General features: G+C 62.1%; 22 protein-coding genes. 1 reads left to right on the top strand and 21 read right to left on the bottom strand.

The features are described from left to right. Positions 1–24: 24 nt before the first annotated feature. The 9 genes from B195_RS10775 to B195_RS10735 all read right to left on the bottom strand — a co-directional run bounded on the left by B195_RS10775 (position 25) and on the right by B195_RS10735 (position 9,917). Positions 25–1,713: a class I adenylate-forming enzyme family protein gene (locus B195_RS10775; protein ID WP_003445095.1), complete on the bottom strand. Its 1,689-nt coding sequence runs from the start codon at positions 1,711–1,713 to the stop codon at positions 25–27. 28 nt (positions 1,714–1,741) lie between these two features. Next, entirely contained in the window at positions 1,742–2,881 is a 1,140-nt protein-coding gene (locus B195_RS10770; RefSeq protein WP_003445094.1) for an acyl-CoA dehydrogenase family protein, read from the bottom strand. 10 nt (positions 2,882–2,891) lie between these two features. After that, positions 2,892–4,082 carry an acyl-CoA dehydrogenase family protein gene (locus B195_RS10765; protein WP_003445093.1) on the bottom strand — a complete coding sequence of 397 codons (1,191 nt, stop codon included), beginning with the start codon at positions 4,080–4,082 and terminating at the stop codon, positions 2,892–2,894. A 95-nt stretch (positions 4,083–4,177) separates the two neighbouring features. Further along, the gene (locus B195_RS10760) at positions 4,178–5,347 is read right to left on the bottom strand and encodes an acyl-CoA dehydrogenase family protein (RefSeq protein WP_003445092.1); all 1,170 of its coding nucleotides are present in this window, start codon (positions 5,345–5,347) and stop codon (positions 4,178–4,180) included. 9 nt (positions 5,348–5,356) lie between these two features. Continuing rightward, the gene (locus B195_RS10755; RefSeq protein WP_003445091.1) at positions 5,357–6,535 is read right to left on the bottom strand and encodes a lipid-transfer protein; all 1,179 of its coding nucleotides are present in this window, start codon (positions 6,533–6,535) and stop codon (positions 5,357–5,359) included. Between the two features lie 18 nt (positions 6,536–6,553). After that, a complete protein-coding gene (locus B195_RS10750) occupies positions 6,554–6,973 on the bottom strand; it encodes a MaoC family dehydratase (protein WP_003445078.1) in 420 nt (139 codons plus the stop codon). Continuing rightward, complete coding sequence (locus tag B195_RS10745) at positions 6,945–8,078, bottom strand: acyl-CoA dehydrogenase family protein (RefSeq protein ID WP_003445075.1); 1,134 nt, start codon at positions 8,076–8,078, stop codon at positions 6,945–6,947. The genes B195_RS10750 and B195_RS10745 overlap by 29 nt, the downstream gene beginning before the upstream one ends. 9 nt (positions 8,079–8,087) lie before the next feature. Further along, entirely contained in the window at positions 8,088–9,077 is a 990-nt protein-coding gene (locus B195_RS10740; protein WP_003445073.1) for a bifunctional MaoC family dehydratase N-terminal/OB-fold nucleic acid binding domain-containing protein, read from the bottom strand. Positions 9,078–9,131: 54 nt separating this feature from the next. Next, positions 9,132–9,917 (bottom strand): SDR family oxidoreductase, encoded by a 786-nt coding sequence (locus B195_RS10735; RefSeq protein WP_003445071.1) that lies wholly within the window; start codon positions 9,915–9,917, stop codon positions 9,132–9,134. Positions 9,918–10,061: 144 nt separating this feature from the next. Between B195_RS10735 and B195_RS10730 the strand changes: the two genes are divergently transcribed. Then, positions 10,062–10,847, top strand: coding sequence for an enoyl-CoA hydratase (locus B195_RS10730; protein ID WP_003445069.1), 786 nt, complete (start codon positions 10,062–10,064; stop codon positions 10,845–10,847). A gap of 137 nt (positions 10,848–10,984) precedes the next feature. Here the strand turns inward: B195_RS10730 and B195_RS10725 are convergent, their stop codons facing one another. From B195_RS10725 to B195_RS10670, 12 genes are all read right to left on the bottom strand, one after another. Further along, positions 10,985–12,445, bottom strand: coding sequence for an RHS repeat-associated core domain-containing protein (locus tag B195_RS10725; RefSeq protein WP_255401994.1), 1,461 nt, complete (start codon positions 12,443–12,445; stop codon positions 10,985–10,987). 133 nt (positions 12,446–12,578) lie between these two features. Continuing rightward, positions 12,579–13,328, bottom strand: a complete 750-nt coding sequence (locus tag B195_RS23060; protein WP_158525124.1) for a hypothetical protein — start codon at positions 13,326–13,328, stop codon at positions 12,579–12,581. Positions 13,329–13,388: 60 nt separating this feature from the next. Beyond that, positions 13,389–13,622, bottom strand: coding sequence for a hypothetical protein (locus tag B195_RS10715; protein ID WP_158525123.1), 234 nt, complete (start codon positions 13,620–13,622; stop codon positions 13,389–13,391). A gap of 34 nt (positions 13,623–13,656) precedes the next feature. Next, on the bottom strand, positions 13,657–15,546 hold the full coding sequence (locus B195_RS10710; RefSeq protein WP_100917161.1) for a hypothetical protein: 1,890 nt from the start codon (positions 15,544–15,546) through the stop codon (positions 13,657–13,659). 68 nt (positions 15,547–15,614) lie between these two features. Then, positions 15,615–16,133 carry a hypothetical protein gene (locus B195_RS10705; RefSeq protein ID WP_100917160.1) on the bottom strand — a complete coding sequence of 173 codons (519 nt, stop codon included), beginning with the start codon at positions 16,131–16,133 and terminating at the stop codon, positions 15,615–15,617. A gap of 228 nt (positions 16,134–16,361) precedes the next feature. Further along, complete coding sequence (locus tag B195_RS10700; protein ID WP_003447736.1) at positions 16,362–17,942, bottom strand: FadD3 family acyl-CoA ligase; 1,581 nt, start codon at positions 17,940–17,942, stop codon at positions 16,362–16,364. Between the two features lie 19 nt (positions 17,943–17,961). After that, a complete protein-coding gene (locus B195_RS10695) occupies positions 17,962–18,993 on the bottom strand; it encodes a ferredoxin--NADP reductase (protein WP_003447738.1) in 1,032 nt (343 codons plus the stop codon). Between the two features lies 1 nt (position 18,994). Further along, positions 18,995–19,756 carry an SDR family oxidoreductase gene (locus B195_RS10690; RefSeq protein WP_003447740.1) on the bottom strand — a complete coding sequence of 254 codons (762 nt, stop codon included), beginning with the start codon at positions 19,754–19,756 and terminating at the stop codon, positions 18,995–18,997. Next, complete coding sequence (locus tag B195_RS10685) at positions 19,740–21,485, bottom strand: FAD-binding protein (protein ID WP_003447742.1); 1,746 nt, start codon at positions 21,483–21,485, stop codon at positions 19,740–19,742. The genes B195_RS10690 and B195_RS10685 overlap by 17 nt, the downstream gene beginning before the upstream one ends. Continuing rightward, a complete protein-coding gene (locus B195_RS10680) occupies positions 21,482–23,230 on the bottom strand; it encodes an FAD-binding protein (protein WP_003447744.1) in 1,749 nt (582 codons plus the stop codon). Before B195_RS10680 ends, B195_RS10685 begins: the two co-directional genes overlap by 4 nt. 42 nt (positions 23,231–23,272) lie before the next feature. Then, entirely contained in the window at positions 23,273–24,460 is a 1,188-nt protein-coding gene (locus B195_RS10675; RefSeq protein ID WP_003447746.1) for an acyl-CoA dehydrogenase family protein, read from the bottom strand. A gap of 244 nt (positions 24,461–24,704) precedes the next feature. Then, the gene (locus B195_RS10670) at positions 24,705–26,279 is read right to left on the bottom strand and encodes an amidase (protein ID WP_003447748.1); all 1,575 of its coding nucleotides are present in this window, start codon (positions 26,277–26,279) and stop codon (positions 24,705–24,707) included. Positions 26,280–26,374: the final 95 nt, after the last annotated feature.

Here is a 26,374-nt window from a genome sequence, read left to right as displayed (position 1 = left end):
GACTACATCGTCCACAAAGACTACTCAGGGCGTTACCAACAACTCTTTAAGCAAACCTTTGAGCATCTTGCCCGACGCATTGCGGGCAAAAGGGGTGTGCTGGACATGGATCTGCGCCGGCACTTTGAAACTCGCCAGACGCTGGGCGATAAAGCTGCGCACCGCCTCGCTGTCCGGGGTGTCGGACGGGGCACCGCGCACCACCAGGAACACCACTTCCCCCAGCACATCGTCCGGCACCGAAAAGGCGGCGGCTTCGATCACGCCAGGCATTTCACAGGCACAGGACTCCACTTCGGCTGCGGATATTTTCTCCCCGCCACGGTTGATCAAGTCCTTGGCCCGGTCGGTGATATAGAGAAATCCTTCGTCATCCAGCAGGCCGATGTCACCGGTGTCGAGCCATCCATCGCGCAAGGTCTGGGCGCTGGCCTGGGGCAGGTTCCAGTAACCGCTCATCAAGGTCGGTGAACGGATCCAGATCAGCCCGCTGACGCCATTGGGCAGTGGCCGGTCCGGACTGTCACCGATACGCACATCGACGATCGGCAATGGCCAGCCGGCAGCAGCCGGTTTGTAAACAAACTGATCACCGCCGATGGCCGCGCAAATCCCGTTGCTTTCGGTCAGGCCGTAACCACTGCCACCCACCGCTTCCGGTTTGCGCTGGGTCAGATGCGCCAACAGACTGCTGGACGGCGCCGCGCCCCCCAGCCCCAGGCCGAACAGGCTCTTGGTGTCGGCCGTGCCGAAACGTGGCGAGGTCAGCAGTTGCTGCATCATCACCGGCGCGCCGTTGAACTGGGTGCAATGTTCATCGCGGATCAGGTCCAGAGCCTTTTCCACGTCCCACTTGTACATCAGCAACAAGCGGCGACCGCTGCGCAAGGCCAGCAGGAATTGCGCATGCAGGCCGCTGACATGGAACAACGGCACTGCCATCAAGGTGGTTGGGGCATAGCCGCAGTTGATCACCACGCTGATACGCTCCGGCGAGCTCAGGGCACAGAACGCCCCCTGAAACTCCAGTGCCACCAGGGCCTGGCACACCGCGCCATGGGTCGACAGCACGCCCTTGGCCAAGCTGGTGGTGCCTGAGGTATAGAGGATCATGGCCGGGTCATCGGCCGTCACTTTCAGGGCCGGTGCAGTCAGCACCGGGGCCGCCAGCAGATCTTCCAGACGCTGGCAGTGTTCAGCCAGCAACTGGCCGGCGGACAGACCGACCACAATCGTCGCCAGCCCCTGTTCGCGCAAGTCGCCATCGAGCAAGTGCAGGCGCGGCTCGTCACACAGCAACAGCCGTGCACCGCTGTCCTGCAGACCATGAAACAGCTCGTCGCGCAGGCCCCAGCTGTTGAGGGGGACGCACACCCCGCCGCAACGCTGAATGGCCGCAAACGCCACCAGCCACGCGGGCTGATTGCGCATGGCAATCGCCACCCGGTCGCCCTGACGCACGCCGAAACGATGCACCAGCTGGCCGGCCAGCCGGTCCACCTGATCGAAAAACTGGCTGAAGGTCAGACGCTGTTGTTCCCACACCAGAAACTCGCGCTCGCCATGCACCCGGCCACTGTCGATTGCAGCCCAGACGTGGGCAGCGGTATGCCGAAAATGTTTCGATCCGCTCCCCGGCTGGGTGACCACTTCAAAAGGTGAGCCGGCACCAGTCAATTGCTGCCAGGCGCTCTGCCACTGTTCAAGCTTCATCTTATTATTCTCCTGACTGGCAATCGGCCTAGGCGTGCGCGGGCATCAGATCTGCGTAGCGCTCGCAGTGGTAATCGGCATCCCCCAGACTCGCCTGGGCTACCCGTATGCGTTTCAGAAACAGCCCCACGTCCAGCTCATCGGTTACGCCAATCCCGCCGTGCATTTGCACCGCTTCATTGGCGACATTGAGGGCCATCTGCCCCGCTTTCCACTTCGCCAGACTGGCAAAGCGCTGGCGCTCGGCGGCGCTCAGACGGCTGTCGTCCAGCGCCGCAAGCCCGGCCATCACCGCACTGCGCGCCAGTTGTATCTGCACGTACAGCTCGGCAGAGCGATGCTGCAGTGACTGAAAGGAGCCAATCTTGACGTCAAACTGAACCCGGGTTTTCAGGTAGTCGAGGGTCATGGCGAAGAGCTTCTCGGCCATGCCCAGCATTTCGCCAGCCAGGCACACGCGGCCGCGGTCCAGGGCAATCTCGAGCGCCGGGCCTGCGGATCCGGGCTCACCCAGCAGCGCGTCATGCCCGACCTGGACCTGGTCCAGCTGCAGTCGCGCATGATTGCGCGAGTCGATCAGCGGCAGCGCCTGGACGCTCAGGCCCGGGGCATCAGCGGCCACCAGAAACAGACTAAGGCCCGCTCCTGCGCCCTTTGCGACCACCAGGTAGGCATCCGCACCCACGCCGTCGATGACAAAATATTTGTTGCCGCTCAAGCTGTAGCCGTTTGCATTCGGCACCGCCTGCAACGCCACGTTCGCCGGGTTGTGGCGTGAGCCTTCGTCCAGGGCCAGGGCCAGGCGGCGCTCACCGCTGATAGACGCCGATAACCAGCGATCCTGTTGCCCGGCGTTACCCTGCAGGTGCAGCAACGAGCCGCTGAGCACCACGCTTGAAAGCAGCGGCGAGGCACTGAGGTTGCTGCCAATGGACTCAAATATCGGCCCCAGGCCCATGCAGCCGAAATCCAGGCCGCCGAGATTTTCCGGGAACGGAATCGCGCTCCAGCCCAGCGCCACAGCGTCCTGCCACAGTTGCGGGTCAAAACCGTTGACACCGCCCTCATCGCGCAGTGCGCGCTGGCGCGATACGGGGCTGCGCGCGGCCAGGAACTCTCGGGCGCTATCGGCCAACAACCGGTGATCTTCGCTATAAACCAGGTTCATGCTGAGTTCCTTACTTCACGTCAGGCAGGCCAAGGACCCGCTTGGCGATAACATTGAGCTGGATTTCCGACGCACCGCCGGAAATCGTCAGGGCAAAGCTGTTTAACCAGCCGCGGGTGATGGCCTGTTCCTGGGGGCTGAAAGCGCCCTTGTCCCAGCCCAGAGCGTGATACCCCATCACGTCCAGCAACACCTCGAACTTGTCGCGTTCCTGTTCGGTGTGCACCAGTTTCATGATCGACATCAGCCCGCTGACGTCCTGCCCAGCACGGGCTTCCTGACCCATGCGCTGGACTGTCAGGTTGTAGCTTTGCTCGTTCATGGCGCAGGCCACGGCGCGGGCTGCAAGGGCCAACTCGCCCTGGCCGGATGGCTCGGGCAAGTACTCGTTGACCAGTGGCAGCAAGTGGAAATGCGTCGGCAGGCTGAACTCGCCGAATTTGGACATGGCTTTGCGTTCGTGTTGCAACAGGCGCTTGGCCAGGTTCCAGCCACCGTGCAACGGACCGATGAGCTGGCTTTTAGGCACTTTGACGGAGTCGAAAAACACCTGGCAGAACGCCGATTTGCCGCTGATCAAATCAATGGGCGCAACGCTGACCCCGGGGCTCTTCATGTCCAGAACAATCAGGCTGATCCCCGTGTGCTTGCTGGCCGCAGGATCAGTGCGCACCAGGGCGTACATCCAGTCCGACTTGTCACCATAGGAGGTCCAGATCTTGCTGCCATCCACCACGAAGTGATCGCCGGCATCCCGGGCCGAGGTTTTCAGGCTCGCCAGATCCGAGCCGGCATTGGGCTCGGAAAAACCCTGACACCAGCGCACTTCGCCACGGGTCATCGGGGTCAGGAGGTTTTTCTTTTGTTCTTCAGTGCCGAATTCCAGCAATACCGGGCCGAGCATCCAGATGCCCAGATTGATTTGCGGCGGCCGGCATTTAAGGCGGCGCAGCTCGCTTTCCAGCACCGCGTTGTATTCCTCGCTCAGCCCGGCGCCGCCATACGCCTGTGGCCAGTCCGGACAGAACCAGCCCTTGTCGCGCATGCGTTCGAACCACAGCCGGGCGTCGGCATTGGGAAACTCGACCTCGTTCGCACCCCACACCAGCTCGCCTTCAGGAATGGCTTTACGCTGCGAGGGCGGACAGTTGGCCTCAAGCCAGCTGCGGGTTTGCTCTCTGAACTGATCAATGGCGTTCATGGGTTTCACCTGTAAATGGTCACCTGCTGACACAACACCTGCAGGAACGAGCTATTTGTCGAGAACAGCTCGCTCCTGCGGTTAGGTGATGGGTGTCAGCGTTGGGTACGCGGCATGCCCAGGCCGAACTGGGCAATCAACTCGCGCTGGATCTCGTTGGTGCCGCCACCAAAGGTCAGGGTCACCGAGGCACGTACTTCGTACTCCAGCTCGCCTTGCAACAACGACGCCGCCGAGCCGCCTTGAATCAGTCCGTTGGCCCCGACGATGTTGCTCAGCAGCCGCAGAATCTCGATCGCCGACTCCGAGCCGTAAACCTTGGTGGTCGACGCCAGCGCAACGTCCATGCGCTCACGCTCCAGGTCAGCGGCAATCCGCAGGTTGATCAGGCGCATGGCTTCAAGCCGCGCATAACATTGCGCCAGACCGGCCCGCACCCACGCTTTGTCGGTGGCGCGAACACCTTGCTCGTCGGCCTCACGGGCCCACATGAAGACCTTGCGAAACAGCCCTGCCACCTTGTCGGACCATGCCCCCAGGCCCAGCCGCTCATGGTTGAGCTGCGCCGTGATCAACTTCCAGCCACCGTGCAACTCGCCCACCAGCATGTCCCGGGGCACCTGCACGTTGTCGTAGTAAGTGGCGGCGGTCGGGTTGCTGGTGGTCGGGATCACAGTGGTCGTAAAACCTTCAGCCGCTGTGTCCAGAATCAGGATCGATACGCCCTTGTGCCGTGGGCGCTCAGGGTCGGTACGGGCCGCCAGCCAGATGTAATCGGCCGACTCGGCGCCCGAGGTCCAGAGCTTGGTGCCATTGACCACAAACTCGTCGCCTTGCAGCCGGGCGGTGGTTTTCAGCACCGCCAGGTCGCTGCCGGCATCCGGCTCGGAATAGCCGATGGCAAAAATGATTTCGCCCGCGGCGATGCCCGGCAAGAATTTGGCTTTTTGCAGCTCGGTACCGTGGGCCATCAACGCCGGCCCCACCGTGCTGATGGTCACGAAGGGCAGCGGCGCACCGGCAATATTGGCTTCTTCAAAGAAGATGAATTGCTCGGTCGGACCATAACCCTGGCCGCCGTGTTCCTTGGGCCAGCCCACCGCCAGCCAGCCGTCACGGCCCATCTGGCGGATGGTGTCGCGGTATAGCTCGCCGCCCTCTTTGCCGCGCAATTGTTCACGCAGCTGCGGGGTCATCAGGTTCTGGAAATAGTCCCGCACCTTGAGGCGCAGGGCGTGTTGTTCGGGTGTGAGGTCGACGAACATGTGAGCTCCTTAGGCCGTACCAAGAATCAGGCCGCTGGTGGGTACGCCGGTACCGGCGGTCACCAGCACGTTCTCCACGCTGTCGACCTGGTTGACCGCAGTGCCACGCACCTGGCGTACGGCTTCAGCCACGCCGTTCATGCCGTGGATGTAGGCCTCGCCCAATTGTCCGCCGTGGGTATTGATCGGAAACTTGCCGCCGCGGGCATGGTGCCCGGCGCGGATGAATTCCTTGGCTTCGCCGCGTTCGCACAGGCCGAACTCTTCGAGCTGGGGCAGTACAAACGGCGTGAAATGGTCGTAAATGATCGCCGTTTGCAGCGCCTCGGGCCCTAGACCCGACTGGCGATACAACTCTTTGGCAACCACGCCCATTTCCGGCAGGCCGGTAATGTCGTCGCGGTAGAACGAAGTCATGATTTGCTGGCCCGAGGTAATCCCCTGCGAACCGGCCTTGATCGTCACCGGCTTCTGGCGCAGGTCTTTGGCCCGCTCGGCCGAGGTGATCACCATGGCCACGGCACCGTCGGATTCCTGGCAGCAGTCGAGCAAATGCAGCGGCTCGCAAATCCAGCGTGAAGCCTGGTGTTCTTCAAGGGTGATCGGCTTGCCGTAAAAGAATGCGGCCGGGTTGGTCGCGGCAAAATCACGTACCGCCACCGCAACCCGACCGAAGTCTTCGGAGGTGGCGCCATAGGTGTGCATGTAGCGCTGGGCAAACATGCCCACCCATGACGCCGGGGTATGCAGGCCGTGGGGCATGTACCAGCCGTAGTTGACGTTTTCGAAAATCGGCGTCGAGGCGAAACCGTAGCTGCCGCTGCCGAAGCGATACCACGAACGCTCGTTCATGGCGCGGTACACCACCACAACCTTGGCCACACCGGTGGCCACGGCCATGGCCGCGTGCATGATCGGCGCACAGGCGGCCCCCCCGCCATGGGGCACCTGGGAGAAGAACTTGACGTCCTTGCAGCCCAGCAAGCGGGCGATTTCGTATTCAGGGACTTTATCCACCGAGTACGAGCTGAAACCTTCAACTTCGGACGGGTCGATTCCGGCGTCTTTAAGGGCGGCCAGGGTCGCTTCAAGTGCCAGGCGCAGCTCGGTGCGCCCTGAATTTTTCGAGAATTCGGTCGCACCCAGGCCAACAATGGCGGCGCTACCGGAAAGTGACGATTGCGTCATGTGTGCTGTCTCCCGCTATCAGGGCAGAACCAGCGTGACCGTACCGGTCACGTGGTTGCCCATCGAATTTTTGCCGCCAAGGGTTATTTCCACCGTGCGGGTGGCAGCATCCAGTCCGGTGACTGCGCCATTGAAGGTCATGCTGTCGCCGGGGTAATTCGGCGCGCCGAGCTTGATCTTCAGCGAGGCAAAACGCGCCTCGGGGCCCGCCCACTCTTCGACATAACGCTGCACCAGACCGTTGGTGGTAAGGATGTTCATAAAAATGTGCGGCGAGCCCAGGGCCTGGGCAGCGTTCAAATCATGGTGACCCGGGAAGTAGTCACGGGTGGCAATGGCGCCGCCGGTAACCAGACCCACGGTGATCGGGATCGCCAGGGCCGGCAAGGTTTCGCCGGGGCGCACATCGTCAAAGCGCTTGGTGTTCTGCAAGGTCATATTTCCATCCCAGCTTGTCGTTATGGCTCAGCCAGTCGCCGAGGCGTTCCAGGCATGCTGCCGATCCACCCAGGGCACAGCCCAAAGCGCGGCTCCAGTAGAGAAAGCGATGCATCGGGTACGTCAGATCGACGCCAATGCCGCCGTGTACGTGCTGGGCGTTGTGCCCGATCAGATGACCTGCTTCGCAGGCATGCCAGGCGGTGGCCAGGGCCTCGGACGGCGCGGGCAAGCCGGCATCCAGGCGATAGCACAACTGCCACAGATTGCTGCGCAACGCCTCAAGGGCGATGTGCGCGTTGGCCATGCTCATTTGCACCGCCTGAAAACTGCCGATGCTGCGTTCGAACTGACGTCGCTCGCTGACATACTCCACGGTGCGACGGATCTGCTCGGCGCTGCCCCCCAGCTGCAATGCCGCCAGTGCCGCGATGCTGCGTGGTTCCAGCCAGTCCAGGGCGCAGGCCGGCAGCAACTGTTGCGAAGTGATAAACAGCCCGTCGATGGACAAATCAGCCACCGCTTCGCCATGGGTCATACGGCCCGGCACATGGCTGATCGCCGCAGCGCCCAGCTCGACAAATGCCAGCCGCGGCTGACCCTCGACGCTCACCAGCAGCAACGCCGCCTGTGACTGTCCGGCCAGAGCCAGGCCGGCCACCCGACCGTCAAGGCTCCAGCCCTGGCCCTGCGCAGTGGCCTGTAATTGCAGGCCCCGGGCACCGCTCAAGCCCCCAAGGTCGAGGGTCAACAAGACGCGACCGGCAGCCGCATCCGTGGCCCATGCCTGCAAGACCGGATCAGCCCAAGCGGCCAGGGTTGCTGCGGCCAGTTGATGGCGCCACAACGGCACCTGCCCCAGAGCCCTGCCCTGGGCCTCGAGCACCGTCAGCAACTCGGTCATGCCCAGCCCGCTGCCGCCGTGGCTTTCAGGGATGGCCAAAGCCTGCAGCCCGGTCTCTGTGCACAGTTGCCACAGCGGCTCCATAAAGGCATGTTCGCTGGTGTCGAACTGACGCAAGCGGTCATCGGTGCAGTAGTCGGCAAATACGCTACCGGCCATTTCGGCGATAGCGTGTTGATCTTCGGTGAATTCGAAATCCATGCTCGCTCCTTACTCGGCTGCCGGTAAAGAAAGTGCCCGGAACAACGGCAACGTCAGTTCGCCGTCGAAGGTCTTGAACTCAAGTTGCAAGGGCATGCCGATGCTCAGTTCTTCGCGCTTGACCCCCACCAGTCCGGCCACCAGGCGTACGCCCTCTTCCAGCTCGATCAGGCCGATCGGGTTGGGATGGTCGAACGGCGCGACTTCGGGGTAATGCATGATCACGAACGAATACAGGCTGGCGCGGCCGCTGGCCTGCACGCTGTCCCAGTCGAACGAATGGCACTCGATGCATACCGGCGCCGGTGGATGGCGCAGGGTCTGGCACTGGGTACAGCGCTGGATCAACAACTTGCCCGCATCGCAGCCTTCCCAGAAAAACCGCGTGTCATCGCTCATGCCCGGCTTGGGGCGCTTGACCACAGGGGCGGTTTCAACTTTTGCCGGGGCCGCTTCAGCCGCCTTGGGGTTGGCCGGACGGAATTTGAATACCCGGAACAGCAACTCGCCGACTTCCTCGTCACCGCTTTTGTGCTCAACGAAGTAGCTCATCACCAGGGTGACAAAAAATCCGGTACCAAGACCGGTGGTTTTTTCGTCGCCCACCGAGTCCAGCCGGGTGGTGTAGTAGAGCTTTTCCCCCGGACGGACGTTGCGCTTGAACGTCAGTTCGGAGTTGACCGCCACCACCGAGCCATAGCCATACGACTCAATCAGCTTGAGCACTTCGTAGGGGTTTTCGGTGGTCGAGCCCGGTGCATAGTTGTTCAGGTGAAAGCCTTCCATGCACCACACCTGCAGCATTGCAGGCGGCGCCACCAGCCCGTCCTGCACGCTGTTGGCGGCAAACAGCGGGTCGGTATAAAGCGGGTTGTCCACGCCCATGATCTCGCACCACTGGCGGATCATCGGGGCGTTGACTTCGTCCCAGGCGTAGACGCGACCATATTCACGCCCCACCAGGGCGCGCACGTCGGTTAGCAATTGAGAATCAGCCAAGTTCGTCTCCTGCAAATTGAGAGCGGCAACCCACTGGCCGCCGCTGAAGGTCGATCAGTGAGCAGCGGTTTGCGCCGCACCCAAAAATGCCGGACGTTCGCCGCCGCCGTGCAGCAGCAGATTGCAGCCGCTGGCATACCCCGCCATGGGCGAGGCGATAAACAGACAGGCGTTACCGATGTCCTCGGGCAGCGCCATGCGCCCTGCCGGGATCCCGGCGCTGACTGCGGCAATGCCGTGTTCATCGCCGTAATGCAGATGCGCCTGCTCGGTGCGTACCAGCCCCGGACTGACCGCCACCACGCGCACTTTGGGCGCCCACTCCACCGCCAGCGATTGCACCAGTGCCAGTATCCCGGCCTTGGCCGCGCCATAGGCCGCGGTCCCCGGGGAAGCGCGCAAGGCGCTGATACTGCCGATAAACACAATGCAACCGCCGCCATCCTGTTGCTGCATCAAGGCATTGGCCTGTTGCGCGACATTCAGCGGGGCGATCAGGTTGAGGCGGATAATGCCTTCGTGAAAACGTGGCGAAGCGCTGCCGGCATCGGCGGACGGACTGCCACCGGCGTTGTTGATGACCACATCGAGGCGACCGAAGTCGGCAGCAATCCCCGCAAACATGGCTTTAAGCGAATCCACATCACGCACGTCGCAAGCCATGAACAGCGCTTGCGCAGAACCTGCCTGCGGCAACGCCTCAGGTGCAGTCCTGCCGCACACGATCACCTGCGCCCCGGCCTCCAGAAAGCTGCGGGCAATGCCTGCACCGATGCCTTTGGTACCGCCGGTGACCAGCACCACTTTGCCGCTGTAGTCCAGCCCTGAGAGTTGGCCCATGACGAGCTCCTTTTTCTACTGATGGAGCCACTCTAGGGGCAATCCGGGGGCTGCTCGTCGTCTGAACGGACGATGAAGCGCCCTCTTGCGAACGCAACAATCCAGCGCACGCTGTGGTGACAGCCCCTGTTAATGAGGAACCCCATGTCAGACCCATCTGCCGCGCCGGTACTGCTTGAATTCCCGGCCCCGGGCGTCGCTTTGCTGCGGCTTAATCGCCCCCAGGCCACCAACGCCCTGAGCCTTGAGCTGCAAGCCTTGCTGTCACGCTATTTCACAGAGCTGGCCGAAAACCCCGAAGTGCGCTGCATCCTGCTGACTGGCGGCGACAAGGTGTTTGCTGCGGGCGGCGATATCAACAGCATGGCCGGTGTCGGCCCGATCGATATTTACCAGCGCCATACCGAGCGGGTCTGGGCCCCCATCCAGCACTGCCCCAAGCCGGTGATCGCGGCGGTGTGCGGTTACGCCTACGGCGGCGGCTGTGAACTGGCGATGCTGGCCGACATTATTGTGGCCGGGCGCAGCGCGAAATTTTGCCAGCCGGAAATCCGCATCGGGATCATGCCGGGAATCGGTGGCACCCAGCGTCTGGTGCGCGCCGTGGGCAAGGCCAAAGCCATGCGCATGGCATTGACCGGGCAGCCGATCACCGCCGAGGAAGCCTGGATCTCCGGGCTGGTCAGCGACCTCGTGGATGATGACCAGGTGCAGGCCCAGGCACTGAAGATGGCGACGTTGATCGCTGCGATGCCGCCACTGGCTGCCGAGCAAATCAAGGAAGTGATTCTGGCCGGGGTCGATGCCCCGCTGGAGACCGGCCTGGCCCTGGAGCGTAAAGCCAATGCGTTGCTGTTTGCTTCGCGGGACCAGAAGGAAGGCATGCAGGCGTTTATTGAAAAACGTGCGGCGGTGTTTGAAGGCAAGTAAGGGCGCGCGCGCGCTTCGAAGACAATGCTGGCGATGATCCACGCAATCAGCCAGGTCGCTGCAGGAAACCCGCCGCAGTCTCATGAACTGCGGCAGGTTAGCCCGGCACGCACCAGCCGCTTTATTCCAGAGCTGACCTAACGTCGTACATTCATGAAATTATTAAAGTAATTTGTCCTGAATGCTCCGCCTATGGTCCAGGCGACTTCGTCTGCAGCAACAGGAACCACATAATCAAAAAACGCTCTGTTGACCGGATTCTGCATAGTTTGAAAACTGATACCTGCTGCATGCCTTCTGAATTCCGGGGTGAAGGTTCTCAAGCTCTCAGGATCGATCCCGTTGATGTACAAATCCACTGGCAGGTTTCTGGCCCGGCCATGGGTTGCGATTACCCTGACCTCACGGACATAAGATGGATTGTTGGCGAACACAGGGAAATTGACACCGCGGCTGGTAACGGTGTGACCGGGTACAGTATTGAGTGGCAAGGGTAATGTTGGCCTTGGATGTGCGCCTTGATAATAGGCTCGCACTTCGTTGAATGCCTCCATGCTGCTGATACTGTGGTTATAGGCCGAAACAGGAGCCGCACGGCTCAATGGGTCTGCTGATCCGGCAATGTCCATATGGCGAATTGCGCGCCATGCCTCGCCCTGATCCACGGCCTGGAAGGCCAGAGTTCGCAGGCTCAAGGGCTGGAATCTGCCGGGTGGAAACCCCTGACCCCTGCCCCCTGCATGTTGCAGTTTGTACTGCCAGCTGCCCACGAACTTGCCGGCCTTTTTGACTCCCTTGGCCGCAGCCCCGGCCATCGACGGGGCCGCCGAGGCCAGCCCGGTTGCCATGCCCACCCAGCCCAGAATCCGCCCGGCGTTTTCATTGCCGGTGGCCAGCAAGGCTATCGAGGCCACGTCCGCTGCCAGCGACACCACGCTCAGGGTCGCGGTGGTGACTGCCGTTACATAGCTGGCGGTCAGCGCCGCTGTAGGCGCCGCCAACGCACCCAGGGAGGCCACGGTGCCGACCAGTGCCAGCGCGAGACCGGCCGCCGGCAACAGCCAGTCCAGCCACGAATGGCCCGACGGGTCGATGCGGTTGACCGGATCCCCGGCGCAGTAGGCATAGCCATTGAGCCCGCCTTCGCCGAAGGGGCTGAGGCTGTCACGGCTGTGGAAGCGCATCAGCACCGGGTTATAGATGCGGTAATCACCGAGGAAGTACCAGCCGCTGTCCTGTTCGCGCAAGGCGCCGGCGTAGCCCAGTCGGCTGGTGCCGGGCTGGCTCTGGCCGTAGGCGCCGTAGACCGGGGTATTAATCCCGTCATTGGCCTCAGTGGTTATCGACCCCTGGGCGTCGGTGCCCAAGAGCATCACTTCGCGCACCGCCGATGCAAGACGGCTTTCAGCCACCGGAACGTCACCGGCCCGCACCCAGCGGGTCTGGGTGTTTTCACCCACCTCGCAGCTGAGCTGGCCGCCGGTGTGGTAACGCCAGCGCGGGCCGGTAGAGTCTTCGGTCTTGATGATGTTGCCCGCCGGGCCGTAGTGCCAGCGGCGTTCGCCGGTAGGCAGGCTGACGCCAATGAGTCGGCCCAGGGCGTCGTAGTGCAGCGGATTGCCCCGTTCATCCTTCAGTAGATTGCCCAGCGCGTCGTACTCCAGGGTTACCGGTGCCGGGTAATCGGCGCGGCTGTGGCTGACACTGAGCAGCTGGGTGAGGTCGGCGGAGTTATAGGTAAATGTACTGACATTGTTGGCGCCGGCGTCGGCAAATACCGTTTCCAGTCGACGAATATTGTCGAGGGCGTCGTATTGAAAGTGCTGCTCGCGGTAGGTTTTGCCGTGGGCATCTTCGGGTAACGAGCTGCAGGCGATGGGCAATCATCCGTCCGCGCAGGTCGTAGTCGAAGCTTTCACTACGGACCAGAACACCGTCACGGGTCAGTTCACGCTGGGTCAGCTTGCCGTCTTTACGCCATTGCTGGGTCTGGACTTCAAGGGACTGTCGGGTGGGCGTGCGGGTAGCCGTTTCACGACGGGCCGGGCGGCCAAGACTGTCGTAGCCAAGGGTTACGGTCATATCCCGCGAGCCATCGTTTGATTGGGTTCGCTGCTGGTGAATCCGCGACGCTGCATCGTAGGTGACGCTAATGCTCACATCGGGACCTTGCTGCACGCTCAAACGCCCGAATTCATCGTACTGGCAGCGCTGTTCGGCGCCGTCGGCATCGGTCAGGCGCGTGACTTTGCCCGCCGGGGTGGTGCTTTGCTGTTGCGAGCGTGGTTGGTCGCCATGCCAGGCGTAGTCGGCTTTGCTCAGTTGGCCGGACGGGGACCAGTGATCTTTTTGCAGACCCAGATTGCCCCGGGATTCCAGCAAACGGCCGCTTAGCGGATCGTATTTATTGAATACGCTGATCCCGGGCGCTTGCAGCGACAGCAATGCGTCGCCCAGTTCCGGTTGGCGCTCACTCTGCACCCGGGTACCGTCGGGCAGGATTTGGCTATGGGCGTGGATTTCTCCTTCGGCATATTCCCATCAGGAGACACTCTGCCCGACCTTTTCCCACACCAGTCGGCCCAGGCCGTCATATTTGCGCTCGCCCAGCAGGACTTCATTAGTGCCCAACGACGGATGAGTGATCGAGACCGTGGCCGGTAAATCACCGTCATGGCCTTCGGCGTAGGTGCGTTTAATAAGCGACCCATCAGGCAGCGTTGTCGATACCAGCCGATCCCGCACATCCCACTGCTGTCGGGTCTCCCGGCCCATGGCATCGAACTGGCTGACGCAACGGCCAAGGCCGTCATAGCTCCAGCTCAGTTGTGCTGAAGGTAGCGCAAAATAATTGCTCGGTCAGCGGCTTGCCATCCAGGGTATGGGTGGTCACGGTTCTGGCCCCGGCCACGCCATTGGCGTCGGTCTGCCAGCTGCTGCCGGTCAGGGCTACCGGGTCGGCCAGGGTGTGTTGGGTGACACCGTCCGCGCCGGTTTCGGTCAGCACATTGCCCCAGTCATCAAAGGTGCGTTCAGTGGTCAGGCTCAGGGCCGGGACGTCTTCGTTACCGGGATCGTAAGTCGTTTCACGGAACACCCGGCCCAGCACGTCATATTCGGCGGTCCAGGCGGTATAGGTCTCACCGCTGTCGGTTTGTTTTTCACGGCGGATTTCCCGGGCCATGCCATCGAGCCAGACAGTTTCCTTACGCCCGGAAGCGCCGATTCGGGTCTGGCAGCGCTCGCTGGCCGACAACGAATAGGCCCAGTTGACCTTGGCCTCGAAGGCTGAATCCGGGGCCGCGACTTCCTGAGTCACACGCCCCAGGGCATCGTGGGCAAAGGCCATGCGCAGCTGCTCGTCGGTCTGTTCGGTGACCATTAGCCCCGAGTACAGATCCTGTGAGGATTGGGAGCTGGATTTATGTCCGTCGTGGCTGGTGATCGTGACGTTTTCCTGCAGTACCGCCCGCTCCTTTGATCGAGCGTTGCGGGCCAGACTCAGGGTATAGCTGTAGGCCCGGGTAGTGCTTTTACCCTCTACGGTTCTGGTTTCGCTGAGCATGCGAGCGTGATGGGGCGAGGCCGGAGCATTGATAAAGGTCTGGCTGGAACGGCCCAATTCAGGGCGTATCTCGCCTTCAACCAGCAGCAACCGCTCTTCACTGCTCTGGACAAAAGTCGGCAATGCAAACCCCGGAGCATCCTGACGCACTGGTAGCGCCTGATAACGGTAGCGGGTCTGCTTGACCGGCCCTTCGGTGCCGGGTGGCGGGCTGACCGTACGACTTTTCAGACGGGTGATGCGGCCCAGTGGGTCGGCCGGGCAGTTGTCGCTCTCACCGGTTACCGGGTAGTACTCCGACTCTTCAATCCCGCCCAGGGCATTGCGGTGCCACACCGGGTTGCCGAGGTCGTCGTAGCGGGTTTCTTCTTCGGTAACAAGTTCTCGCAGCACCCGTTGGCCATCCAGCTGCGCCTTGCGGGTAATGACCTTGTGCGGGAACTGGAGCACCCGTTGGCCATCCAGCTGCGCCTTGCGGGTAATGACCTTGTGCGGGAACTGGAAATACGGCAGTTGCCGGGCAATGGGCAGCCAGGGCTCGTCGTAATAGGTGGTCTCGGTTTCCTGCAGGGTCTGGCCCTGTTGCGTGCGTTCGCGGGTCAGCAGGTGGAAGCGGTTAAAGGTGCGGCTGATGGTTTGCAGGGCCGTGCCCCGGGCATCCATCAGGGTTTCGGTGGAGCCATAAAGGAAATCCCCGCCCCCGGTCAGGTGATAGAGATTGTCTTCGCGGTTGCGCCACTGGCGCACTGCCGGCCAGCCAAAATAGTTGTTGCTGCCGTACAGGCCGTAGTCATAGCGAACCAGCTGCACCGGCTGGCCGGCCCCCGGATCCTTGCGGGTCTGACTGACCACCGGCATCCGCGCAAACGGCGCCCCTGCAGGCAGGTTGAGGCCGTTGGCCTCGCTGTAGGTCACTTCCTCGGTGCTGCCGGTGGGCTGGGTGCATTTGCTCAGCAGCAACAGACCTGAATCACTGCGGGTGTATTCAAACTGCCAGCCACTGTCGGGCAGGCCGTCCACCGTCACCCGGCGCAACTGCCCGGAGACCCGGTGAAAAGACATCACCACCTGTGCGGGGGTATCCGGCTGTAAGGTCAGACTGGTTGTCACGCCCTCGTAGGCCAGAGCCAGCACCGTGCGGCCTTGGGCATCGCTGACTTTTTGCAGGTACGCCCCATTGCCAACCGAACGCCAGTCAAAATTCAGAAGGCGCTACCGTCGGCGCCCACCAGGGTGCTGACCACCCACAGGCTGGCATGCCCTGGCAACGGCGCGAGTCGTTCACAAGTGCCATCGTTATGCCTGACCCACATTTCCTGACGCTGAACGGTCACTGCGATTACCGGCAAACGCACATCCGGGAAACGCATGCTCTGGCCGACAATTTCACCGCGAAAGCGCTCGCCGGTATTGAGTTGCAACTGCTGGCTGGCGCCGTCCCACGAGGTGGTACCAAGCATCCAGCCCAAACCGAAGCCCTGATCTTCGGCCATCAGCGGGCTATGGCTCAGGCGCAACTGGCTGATAGGGCCGCGCAAATCGTTGGCGGCGCCGGTGGGCAGGGTTATCGAGGCAGAGAACGCACCGGTGCGCGGATCGACCCCGGCGCTGATGCTGCTCATAAAGTTGTAGGCCCCGGAATACACATCGCCACTGCTGAGCAGGCTGGCGGCGGATTTGATGTCGGGGGTGGGAGAAGTATTTCCAGAGGGGTCAAACATGTTTGCTACTCCTTGGCTCGTTGCAAAGGGGTAGCAAAATAGAGTCGCCGGGTTGAGGCCAACAACGAGCAATAACTGTAGGTGGCGCAACTACAAACGAAACTGCCTGAGCAGGAGCCCGCTTGTCTCGTGGTGAGTGTTCACGAAATTACCTGTTTACAGGCTAAACACGGCGCTTTCGAGACCATCGCCAGACACGCTCGCTCCTGCGGTCGATATAGCAGTGGTTCAAGTAACCAGCAATGAATCCGACGGTTCCTGCTCAATCAGGGACCGCAGCTCATTTTTCGCCACCTTGTTCGATGCATTGACCGGCAACGCCTCGTAGAACCTCACCATGCGCGGCACTTTGTAGTTGGCCATGTGTTCCCGGGCCCACAGAATCAAACCCGCTTCGTCCAGCCGCTGTTCATGGCGCAGCACCACACAGGCACAGCCCACTTCGCCCATGCGCTCGTCCGGCACGCCAATCACCGCCACCTGGGCGATGGCCGGGTGTTCGATCAGGCCTGCTTCAATTTCCGCCGGGTAGCAGTTGAAACCCCCGACGATAAACATGTCCTTGAGGCGATCGGTGATGCGCAAGTTGCCCGCAGTATCCAGCTGGCCAATGTCGCCGGTGTGCAACCAGCCTTCACTGTCGATGGTTTCGGCTGTGGCCCGGGGATCTTCAAAGTAACCCTGCATCACGTGAAAACCTCGCAGGCAGATTTCTCCGGTATCCCCCGCTGCCAGGGCCCGGTTTTGCGGATCACGGATGCTCACTTCGGTGCCGGCAATGGCCCGCCCGCTGGTGCTGGCAATGGTCTGCGCCGGGTCATCCGGGTTGCAAATGGTGGCCAGGCCGCCGCACTCGGTGAGGCCGTAGGCCGTGGTGACCACCGCAAAGCCCAGTTCGCGACGCATCCGTTCGATCAGGCTCGGGGCAATGGTCGCCGCCCCTGTGACGGCAATACGCAAGCTCGAGAGGTCGGTTTGCGCCAGTTTGGGGTGCGCCAGCATCGACAGATACAGGGTCGGCGGCCCCGGCAGTACGTTGATATTCTCGGCCGCAATGCGCTGGAAGACGGCTTCGGCGTCAAACACCGGGTGCGGCAAAATGGTTGCCCCGGCCAGCAGGCACGTCAACCAGCCCGCCTTGTAGCCGAAAGCATGGAAAAACGGATTGATCACCAAATAACGGTCACCGGCCCGCAAACCAATCACCTTCACGTATTCGCTGAATGCCCGGATGTTCTGCCCGTGGGCACTCATTACCCCTTTGGGTTTACCGGTGGTGCCCGAGGTAAACAGCAGGTCGCTCAAATCATCGGCACTGACCCCGGCGGCCCGCTGCCTGGCGTCGGTTTCGCTGACGCCGGCCCCCGATGCCAGAAATTCATTCCAGGCCGGGGCATCTCCCAGCAGCACCAGCCCCTCAAGGCTGTCCGGGCGATGCGGGGCGAGCAAGGCCAGGTAGTCGGTGCCTAAAAACTTCGGCTGGACGAATAACAGCCGGCTGGAACTGCGCTGCAGAATATCCGCTGCCTCGTTGCCTTTCATCCGGGTGTTGACCGGCACCATTACCGCCCCTGCGCAATGAATGCCCAGTGCCGCAATGATCCAGTCCCGGCCATTGGGGGCCCAGATGGCCACCCGGTCACCCTTGCCGATGCCCCGGGCCATCAGGCTGCGGGTCACGGCCAGGGCCAGGCGCGGCAAATCGCGGTAGTCGGTGCACACGCCGTTTTCTTCAATGGCGGTACGTCCTGCGTGTTGCTGCGCGGCGCCAAGCAGTAACTCGGGAATAGTCGTAGGGCTGAAAGTCATCGATCACTCGTCCGGCTGATTATTCGGGGAAGCACACCCGCAGGTGTTCGCTGTTGGGCACGGACTGGCATGCCAGGACCCAGCCGTCATTGAGTTCCTGTTGGTCGAGGGCATCGTTGCGCAGCATCTCGACACTGCCCCGCTCCACGGTGCACATGCAGGTGGCGCAGGACCCCACCAGACAGGAACTGGGGGGTTTCAACCCGGCGCGCAGCATGGCATTGAGCACCGTTTCGCCTTCGGCGCAGGGCACTTCGAACTCCTCGCCATCCAGGCGCACCGAGAGCTGGCTGCCGATTACATCAGTGTTGACCGGGGCCGGGGCTGCGATGCTGCCCTCTTGCGGCAACGAAACAAAACGTTCGACGTGGATGCGCCCATGTTCCATACCGATGTCATGCAAAGCACTGACGGCGGCATCCATGAACGGCCCCGGACCACAGATAAAGGCCTGGGCATGTACAAACGGCCTGGCCATTTGCGCCAGTTGCGCAACCGAAGGAATCCCTTGTACCGAGTCCAGCCAGTGGATCACCTGCAGGCGCTGCGGGTAGGCGCTGGCCAGGGCCTTGAGTTCGTCGGCAAAAATCACCGAGGCCTCGTCGCGGTTGGCATAGATCAGCAGGACCCGACCGCTGCCGGCGATCAACGCCGAACGCAAAATCGACAGCACCGGGGTTACCCCGCTACCGCCGCCAAACAACAGGAAATCATCATCAAAATGGCGCGGCACAAAGACCCCGGCCGGAACCAGCACCTGCAGTTGGTCGCCTTCGCGCAACTGCTGGCATAACCAGTTGGAAGCGCGACCGTCACGCACCTGCTTGATCGTGACCCGCAGCGGTTCATCCACCAGCGGCGTGCTCGACAACGAATAGCAGCGCGGCAACCAGCCGCCTTCAAACGGCACCCGCAGGGTCAGAAACTGGCCGCTCTTATAGGCAAACAGCTCGCGCAAGTCCTGGGGCACCTCAAACACCAGCGATCTGGAGTCCGCGGTTTCAGTGACGATTTGTGCCACGCGCAGAGAAATATAGGCAGGTGAATTCATATCAAATACTCATTACAAACTGGCCACTGTCGATCCGCAGTTCGATACCGTTGATTGCACGTGACTCGTCGCTGGCAAGAAACAGCACACTGGCAGCGACATCTTCAGGCAGGCACATGCGTCCCATGGGGTCGGCATCGATGGTCAGGCTCCAGGGGTCCAGGCCCGCCGGCAGGGTGGCCGTGGTCATGGGGGTGAGAATGCCGTCCGGGTGCAGGGAGTTGCAGCGGATGCGATATTTGCGACGCCGGCACATCACCGCCACGGTGCGCGACAGCGCTGCTACGGCACCTTTGGAGGCGCTATAGGCGGCGTAGTCATCACGCCCGGCCACACCGGCGATGGAGGACATATTGATGATCGAACCGCCGGCCCCCTGTTTCATCAGGCCAATGGCGGCGCGACACCCCAGAAATACGCTGTCGGAGTTGATCCGCTGCACCCGCTGCCAGTCGCTCAGGCTGGTGTTTTCAATATCGCCCTTGAGCAGGATTCCGGCATTGTTGAACAGGATGTCCAGCTGGCCATGGCGCTGGCCAATGGTTTCGATGACCCGCGTCCACTGCGCTTCACAGGCCGCATCGTGCTCGATGAACAGCGCCTGGGGGCCGATTTCTTCAGCCAGGGCCAGGCCTGACGCCACATCGATATCACTGATCACCACGCGCGCGCCTTCGCGGGCCAGGAGCAGCGCGCTGGCCCTGCCCACGCCACTGGCGCCGCCAGTGATCAGGGCAACCTTGCCTTCAACTCGTGTGCTCATGCTGCAGTCCTTGTTGGATAGAAGTGCCGGTGGACGCCCGCTGGCCCGCCACCGGTTCATCGCGTTCGAGATCACTGCCAGCGGTGCTGGCCCGCCCTGCCCGGCGTCCCGAAAACACGCAGTCGGCAAGGGACAGGCCACTGATATACAGGTGTGAGGCCACGCCTATTGCGGTACGCCCGGCGCTGTACAACCCGGCAATCGGCTGGCTGTTGTCATCCAGCACCGCGCCCGTGTTTTCATCGACTTTAAGCCCGCCCAGGGTCAATGCCCCCAGCGGAAATACCGGGTTGTCGACGCTGATATTGCAGGCGTAGAAGGGGCCTTTATCCAGCACCTGGCGACTGCCTTCAGACTTGCCGAAGGGGTCCGCCACTTCGCCCCGGGCAGCGGCGTTATACCCCCGCAGCGAGCTGCTCAATTCACCGGACTGCATGCCGCAGACCTGGGCCAGCCGGTCAGGGTTATCGCCCTTGCGCACCCGCAGCAGCATCAGGGCCAGTGCCGGCAGGCTCTGAAACCACCAGTAACCACCGAACAGGGCCTGGCGGATCGCCTGCTTGCGCAAGCGCGCATCCAGCACCAGCCATGCCTGACCGCCCTGCTCTTCGCACAACGGCTGGCCCAGGGTGGCGCCATAAACTTCCTCATTGCAGAAACGCTGCCCCTGGGCGTTGACCACAATCCCCTTGGGCCAGCAAAACGGCGGGTTGATAAAGCGCCAGGCCGATACCCGGCTCAGGCGTTCGCTTTTGCCCCCCACTGACTGTCCGAGGCGCAGGCCGCTACCATCGCAACCGGTGGCACCGACCTTGAAATTACGGCGGAATTTGGGGGCATGTTCACGGATCAAATCGCGATTGAAGATAAAACCGCCGGTGCTCAGAATCACTCCGCGCCGGGCCCGGACCAGCACAGGTTGCCCATGGTCACGTTCAAGGCGGCTGATCTTTTGCCGCAGGCGATCGCAATAACCGGGGGCAAAGTTTTGCCAGCGCTCGGCACGGGCTGCCAGACGCGCATGTACACGGGCTTCGCGGGTGCCCTCGGGCAAACGCCAAAGCTCGGCACCCAGCACGCGCCCGTTGTCATCCACCACCAGGCGGCGCGCCGCCGATTGCAACAAGGGTTGTACCCCGGCGCGCAGGCAGGCGGCTTGCAAATGGCCATAGAGCACGGCACCGCATTGCCCCTTGCCAACGGTGCGATGCCCGCGGGGTGCCGCGGGGTGCTCGCCACTATGGGACGGCACCAGTTCGTTGCCGGAGTAATACAGAAAATAGCCATCGGCCGGATATGAGGTTTTGCCACCCGGTGGCAGGCTGTGGGCATAGCGTGCGCCATGGCTTTCGAGCCAGCGCAGGTTGTCGGCACTGTCATCGCAAAACTTGCGCAGGGTGTCGTCGCTGATCACGCCCCGGGTTTCGTGCTTGAGGTAGTCAAACATCGCTTGCGGGGTATCGCTGAACCCGGCGTCCTGCTGTTGGCGGGTACCGCCACCGGCATACACCACCCCGCCACTTTTGGCGCTGGCACCGCCGCCGGTAAAACGGTCGGCAACAATCACTTCAGCCCCCTGGCTGCGCGCTTCCAGCGCAGCACAGGCACCGGCGGCGCCCCAACCGATAACCAGGACATCGCAGCTGTAGTCCCAGCCCCGGCCATCCAGGCGGTCGGCCTGTAACGGGGTCAGGATTTTGGTATTGCTGCCGGAACGGGGCCGGCTCATGACAGCGCCTCGGCGATGGCGCCCGCCGCCACCGGTACGTTGCTGCTGGCAATATGGTTGGCGGCGATATAGCCAAAGGTCATGGCCGGGCCAAGGGTGCCGCCGGCACCGGGGTAGCTGGTACCCATGACCGAAGCGGAGCAGTTGCCAATGGCATACAGGCCGCTGATGGGCTGGCCGTCCTCACGTACCACCTGGGCGTAGCGGTTGGTCAGCAATCCGCCCTTGGTGCCAATGTCTCCGGCATCCAGGCGCATGGCGTAATACGGACCTTTGCGCAGCGGCGCCAGGCACGGATTGGGCTTGATATTGCTGTCACCGTAGTAACGGTCAAACACATTGGCGCCGCGCTCGAAGTCAAGGTCGACACCGGTTTTTGCGTATTCATTGACCTTGTTTACGGTGCTGGTCAAGCCGGCACCATCAACGCCAATCTGCAAGGCCAGTTGCTCAAGGCTGTCGGCCTTCCAGTACAGGGTATTGAGCCATTCTTTGCGCAGACGGCTGTCTGGCATCACCTGGGCCGGCATCAGCGGGCCCATGGCGTAATGGAAACGGAAATGGCCATCAAAGATCACCCATGACGGCACCGTGCGGCCGCCGGTTTTCTGGTTGTCCTTGTACATGGCATCAACGAATTCAAGATACGGCGCAGCTTCGTTCACAAAGCGATGGCCCAGGCTGTTGACCACAATGGCCCCCGGAAACGCACGCTCGGCAAACACGCCGCGGGGTTTTTCTTCACCGGGTACGGCAATGGTCGGCGCCCACCACGCCCAGTCCATCAACGCCGTGGCCGCGCCGATATTGAGCCCCGCTTCCAGTGCGGCACCGGTGTTGTTGCCCGGTGGCGTGGCACTCCAGCCGGCCTTGGTGGGTTGCGGCAGGAATTTTTCCCGCAGGGTCTGATTCTGCTCGAAACCGCCCGAGCCAAAGATCACCCCGCGCCGGGCCTTGAGTTCGAGAATCTTGCCCCCCGTGGCGACCTTGATCCCGCAAACGCGATCACCGTCCAGCAGCACGTCCTGGAAATCGGTGTTGAGCCACAACGGCACATTGCGATCCATCAGCGAGCGACGCAGGGACGCCACCAGGGAACTGCCCAGTGCCGCACGACGGTCGTACTTGCTCTTGCGCCGCCACTTGAAGTCCATCTTGTAGCGGGCCATCAGCCTGAAGATCAGCCATTGCCAACCGAAGCTGCGGGCCATGGCCTTGTGCGCATCGCGGGCAGTCCAGGCAATACGCCCCATCAGCAGGGTCGAGGGCGAAGGCTTGCGCAGGTTGGGCAGTTCTTCTTCGAGCAAACTGGTGTCGAACAGCTCGGGGTCAAGGGTCCGCCCGCCCGGCAAGGCGCCGGGCAGTTGCGGGTAATAATCCGGATATTTGTCGGCCACGGCATAGCGCACCCGGCTATTGGCGGTGAGCTTTTTGATCATCGGCGCAGCGTTATCCAGATACGCCTGCAGGCGCACCGGATCGCCGTGTTCGCCGGTAGCGGCCTTGAGGTATTGCATTGACAGCTCAGCGCTGTCCCGCCCGCCGATGGCAGCGAAGTAATGGTTGTTCGGAATCCAGATACCGCCGCCGGAAATTGCCGAAGTACCGCCGTATTTGTCGCTCTTCTCGACAATCAGAACTGAAAGGCCCTGATCGGCAGCAAACAGGGCCGAGGTCATCGCCCCCGCACCGGAGCCGACCACGATTACGTCATAGCTGGACTGAGACTGAACTTGAGCCGTCATTATTGTTATGCCATCCGCTGAGGTCAGAAAGTCATTACTCGATCAAACAAAAGGGTCCGAGTTGGGTAAACCCAATTGCACCACGCCATAGCTGCGGCGATAGGCCGCCTCGTTGTTGGCGATATGCCCGCGCGCCTGATGCAGGTCGCGGAAATAACGGGCCACCGGGTTGGTGTTGTACAAACCCGAGGCTGCCATGCAACGCAGCAGGTCGCTGACCCGGTCGGCGCAGACATTGGTCACATGGGATGACTGGTAGCGATACAACAGGCGGGTTTCAACGTCCGGATACTCGCCTGCAGCAGCCAGCGCCATGAGGTGTGCGTAATTGCGCATCAGCACCAGCTTGAGCGAATCAACGGTGATGGTGGCCTCGGCGACTGCCGCCTGGGCTGCCGGGTCTTCGGCGGTTTTGGCGCCATGCTTGCCGATATGCGCAGCGGCGTTGGTCCGGAACTCGTTGATCGCCCCTTGCAATGCACCCAGCGCCGAGGTGGATACCGCGCGGGCAAATACCTGGGCAAACGGGATGGAGTACATCGGGTTGGTGTTGACCAGCCGTCCCGGGGTGGCTTCGATGCTGTAGTTGTTGGTGCGTTGCACCCGGTGTGCAGGGACAAAGGCATCTTCAACGATGATGTCGTGACTGCCGCTGCCGCGCAGGCCCAGTACGTCCCAGTTCTGTTCGATCCGATAGTCAGAAGCCGGGATCAGGAAGGTGCCGTGTTCGGTCGGGCCGGTTTCATCTTGCGGCACGATGCCGCCCAGCAGGCACCATTGCGCATGCTGGCTGCCACTGGAGAAACCCCAGCGCCCGCTGACCCGGTATCCGCCCTTGACCGGAGTCACTTTGGCCACAGGCATATAGGTCGAAGCCACCAGCGTGGAGCTGTCTTCGCCCCAGACATCGCGTTGTGCTTCTACCGGGTAACGCGCCAGTTGCCACGGGTGAACACCGACCACACCAAAGACCCAGGCAGTGGACATGCAGCCCTCGGCCAGGATCATCTGAATTTCAAAGAAGGTGCGCAGATCCACTTCATGACCGCCCCACATCTTCGGCTGCAGGGCACGAAACAAGCCGGCCTCCTGCATGTCGCGAACGGTATCGTCGGGCAGTTTGCAATCCTTGTCCGCCTGGGCTGAACGGCTTTTTAGCGCAGGTATCAGATTGCGCGCGCGTTCCAGCAGCTCAAGCTCTATCGGACTTTTCTCTCGTATCTGATCCATCCGTCTGTTCTCCGTCAGTCTCTCGCTGCGCGAATGCGCGGGCGCTGTATGACGAATAATCCGGCCTGGCGCGCTGCTGATCATCGTCAAAGCGGACTAGGCGTTACGCCACCAACCCCCGCAGGGGTTGAAGAACTGCGCGAGGCTGCGATCGATTGCGCAGCGCTGGTGGACCTTGCCAGCCTGGGTTACCGATCGCAGCCTCGCGCTGCTTGTCAGCGACTACAGACGCTGCAATGGGTTATCAAACAGTGGGCAATTTCGCCCACGGCCGGTCCTGCTCGATTTGTGCGCTCAGACGCAACAGCACGTCTTCGCCGCCCAATGGCCCGGTAAACATCATGCCGATCGGCAAGCCGTTGTCGCTCATGCCCACCGGCAACGAGATCGCCGGCTGCCCGCTGACGTTGGCCAGTACGGTAAACGCCGCGCTGCCCATGGCGTTGTGGGCGTAGCTTTCCCAGGGCTGGTTGAGGCTGAGCAGGCCCAGTTCCGGGGTGACGTTGGCAGTGACGGGCGACAGGATCACGTCGTAGGTGTCGAACTGCTGCTCCATGTAGCCACCAATGCTTTCAAACGACTGCCGGGCCCGGTACAGGCCCTCGCCCGTGACTTTCTTGCCATTGTCCAGCACCACCTGGGTGATGCGTTCAAAGTCATCGGCAGTGGCCGGCCGGCCCATCGCCTGTTCGCGGTCGTGAACCAGGGTCAGCAAGGCGTCGCCGATCACCGATCCGTGGGCACCGAACAACTGGCGCGGGTCGATATTCAAGCGCAACTCTTCAACGTTGTGCCCCATCGCGCTCAGGCGTCTGGCCGTATCGTCCAGCACCTTTGCAACTGCAGGGTCCAGTGGCGAACCGGTCAGCGAATCCCGTACCAGGCCGATGCGCAAACGCCCGGGGGCGGTGCGCAGCTCTTCGATATAAGGGCGTACCAGCGGCTTTGCCCAGTACGGGCTGCCTGGTTCATGACCCTGGCCGACATCCAGAAACAATGCCATGTCGCGGATATTGCGCGACACCACGTTGCCGACGCTGGCACCGAACCAGCCTTCATATTTGCCCGGGCCGCTGGGGGTACGGTAACGGGTGGGCTTGAGGCCAACCACACCGCAATAGGAGGCCGGAATACGGATCGAGCCGCCGCCGTCAGTGGCATGGGCCACCGGCACAATGCCGGCCGCCACTGCCGAAGCCGCACCACCGGAGGAGCCCCCTGCGCTTCTGCCCAGGTTCCACGGGTTGCGGGTTTGCCCCCAGAGCAGGGATTCGGTGGTGGTGGTTAGACCAAACTCCGGGCACGCGGTTTTGCCGAAGGGTACAGCGCCAGCCGCCTGATAGCGGGCAATCAGGGTGCTGGTTTGTGGCGCCGGCGGTGCATCCTTGAACAGACGGCAACCATTGGTGGTGCGGGTACCTTCAAGGTAGGTGTTGAGGTCCTTGATCAGGATGGGCACGCCAGCCAGCGCGCCGGTGGCGGGTGCCCCTGCGGCGCGACGGGTCTGGAGCAGCGCCCGGGCGTACTCGTCGTGACGCATGTTGACCGCATTGACCTTGGGGTTGACCGCATCACAACGGGCCATGGCCGCAGCCAGCAGGTGCTCGGGAGTGAGCTCACCCTTTTGCACGGCCCGGGCCATGTCGGTGGCGTCCATCGCCAGATATTCGTTGGATGATACGGCGCTCGAACCCGCCGCACCGGCATAGCGGCCGAGCAGACCGGCGCCTGCGGCCAGGACACCGGCCTTGAGTACGTGGCGGCGTTGCCAGCCGGCCGGGGTCTGGGTGTCTTCTGGGGTAGCAGCAGGGATTGGCAAAATATCTCTCCGGATCACATCTTGTTGTTATGGGCAGGAGCAACCGCTCGACACTGGATTGCCCGCGATTGCGACACCCCGACCGGTCTGAACCG

Origin of the sequence: Pseudomonas sp. Lz4W (assembly GCF_000346225.2) — a bacterium.
GTDB classification, from domain to species: domain Bacteria; phylum Pseudomonadota; class Gammaproteobacteria; order Pseudomonadales; family Pseudomonadaceae; genus Aquipseudomonas; species Aquipseudomonas paraversuta.
Note: the sequence above shows the minus strand (reverse complement) of the source record. Positions and strands in the feature narration are given on the sequence as shown.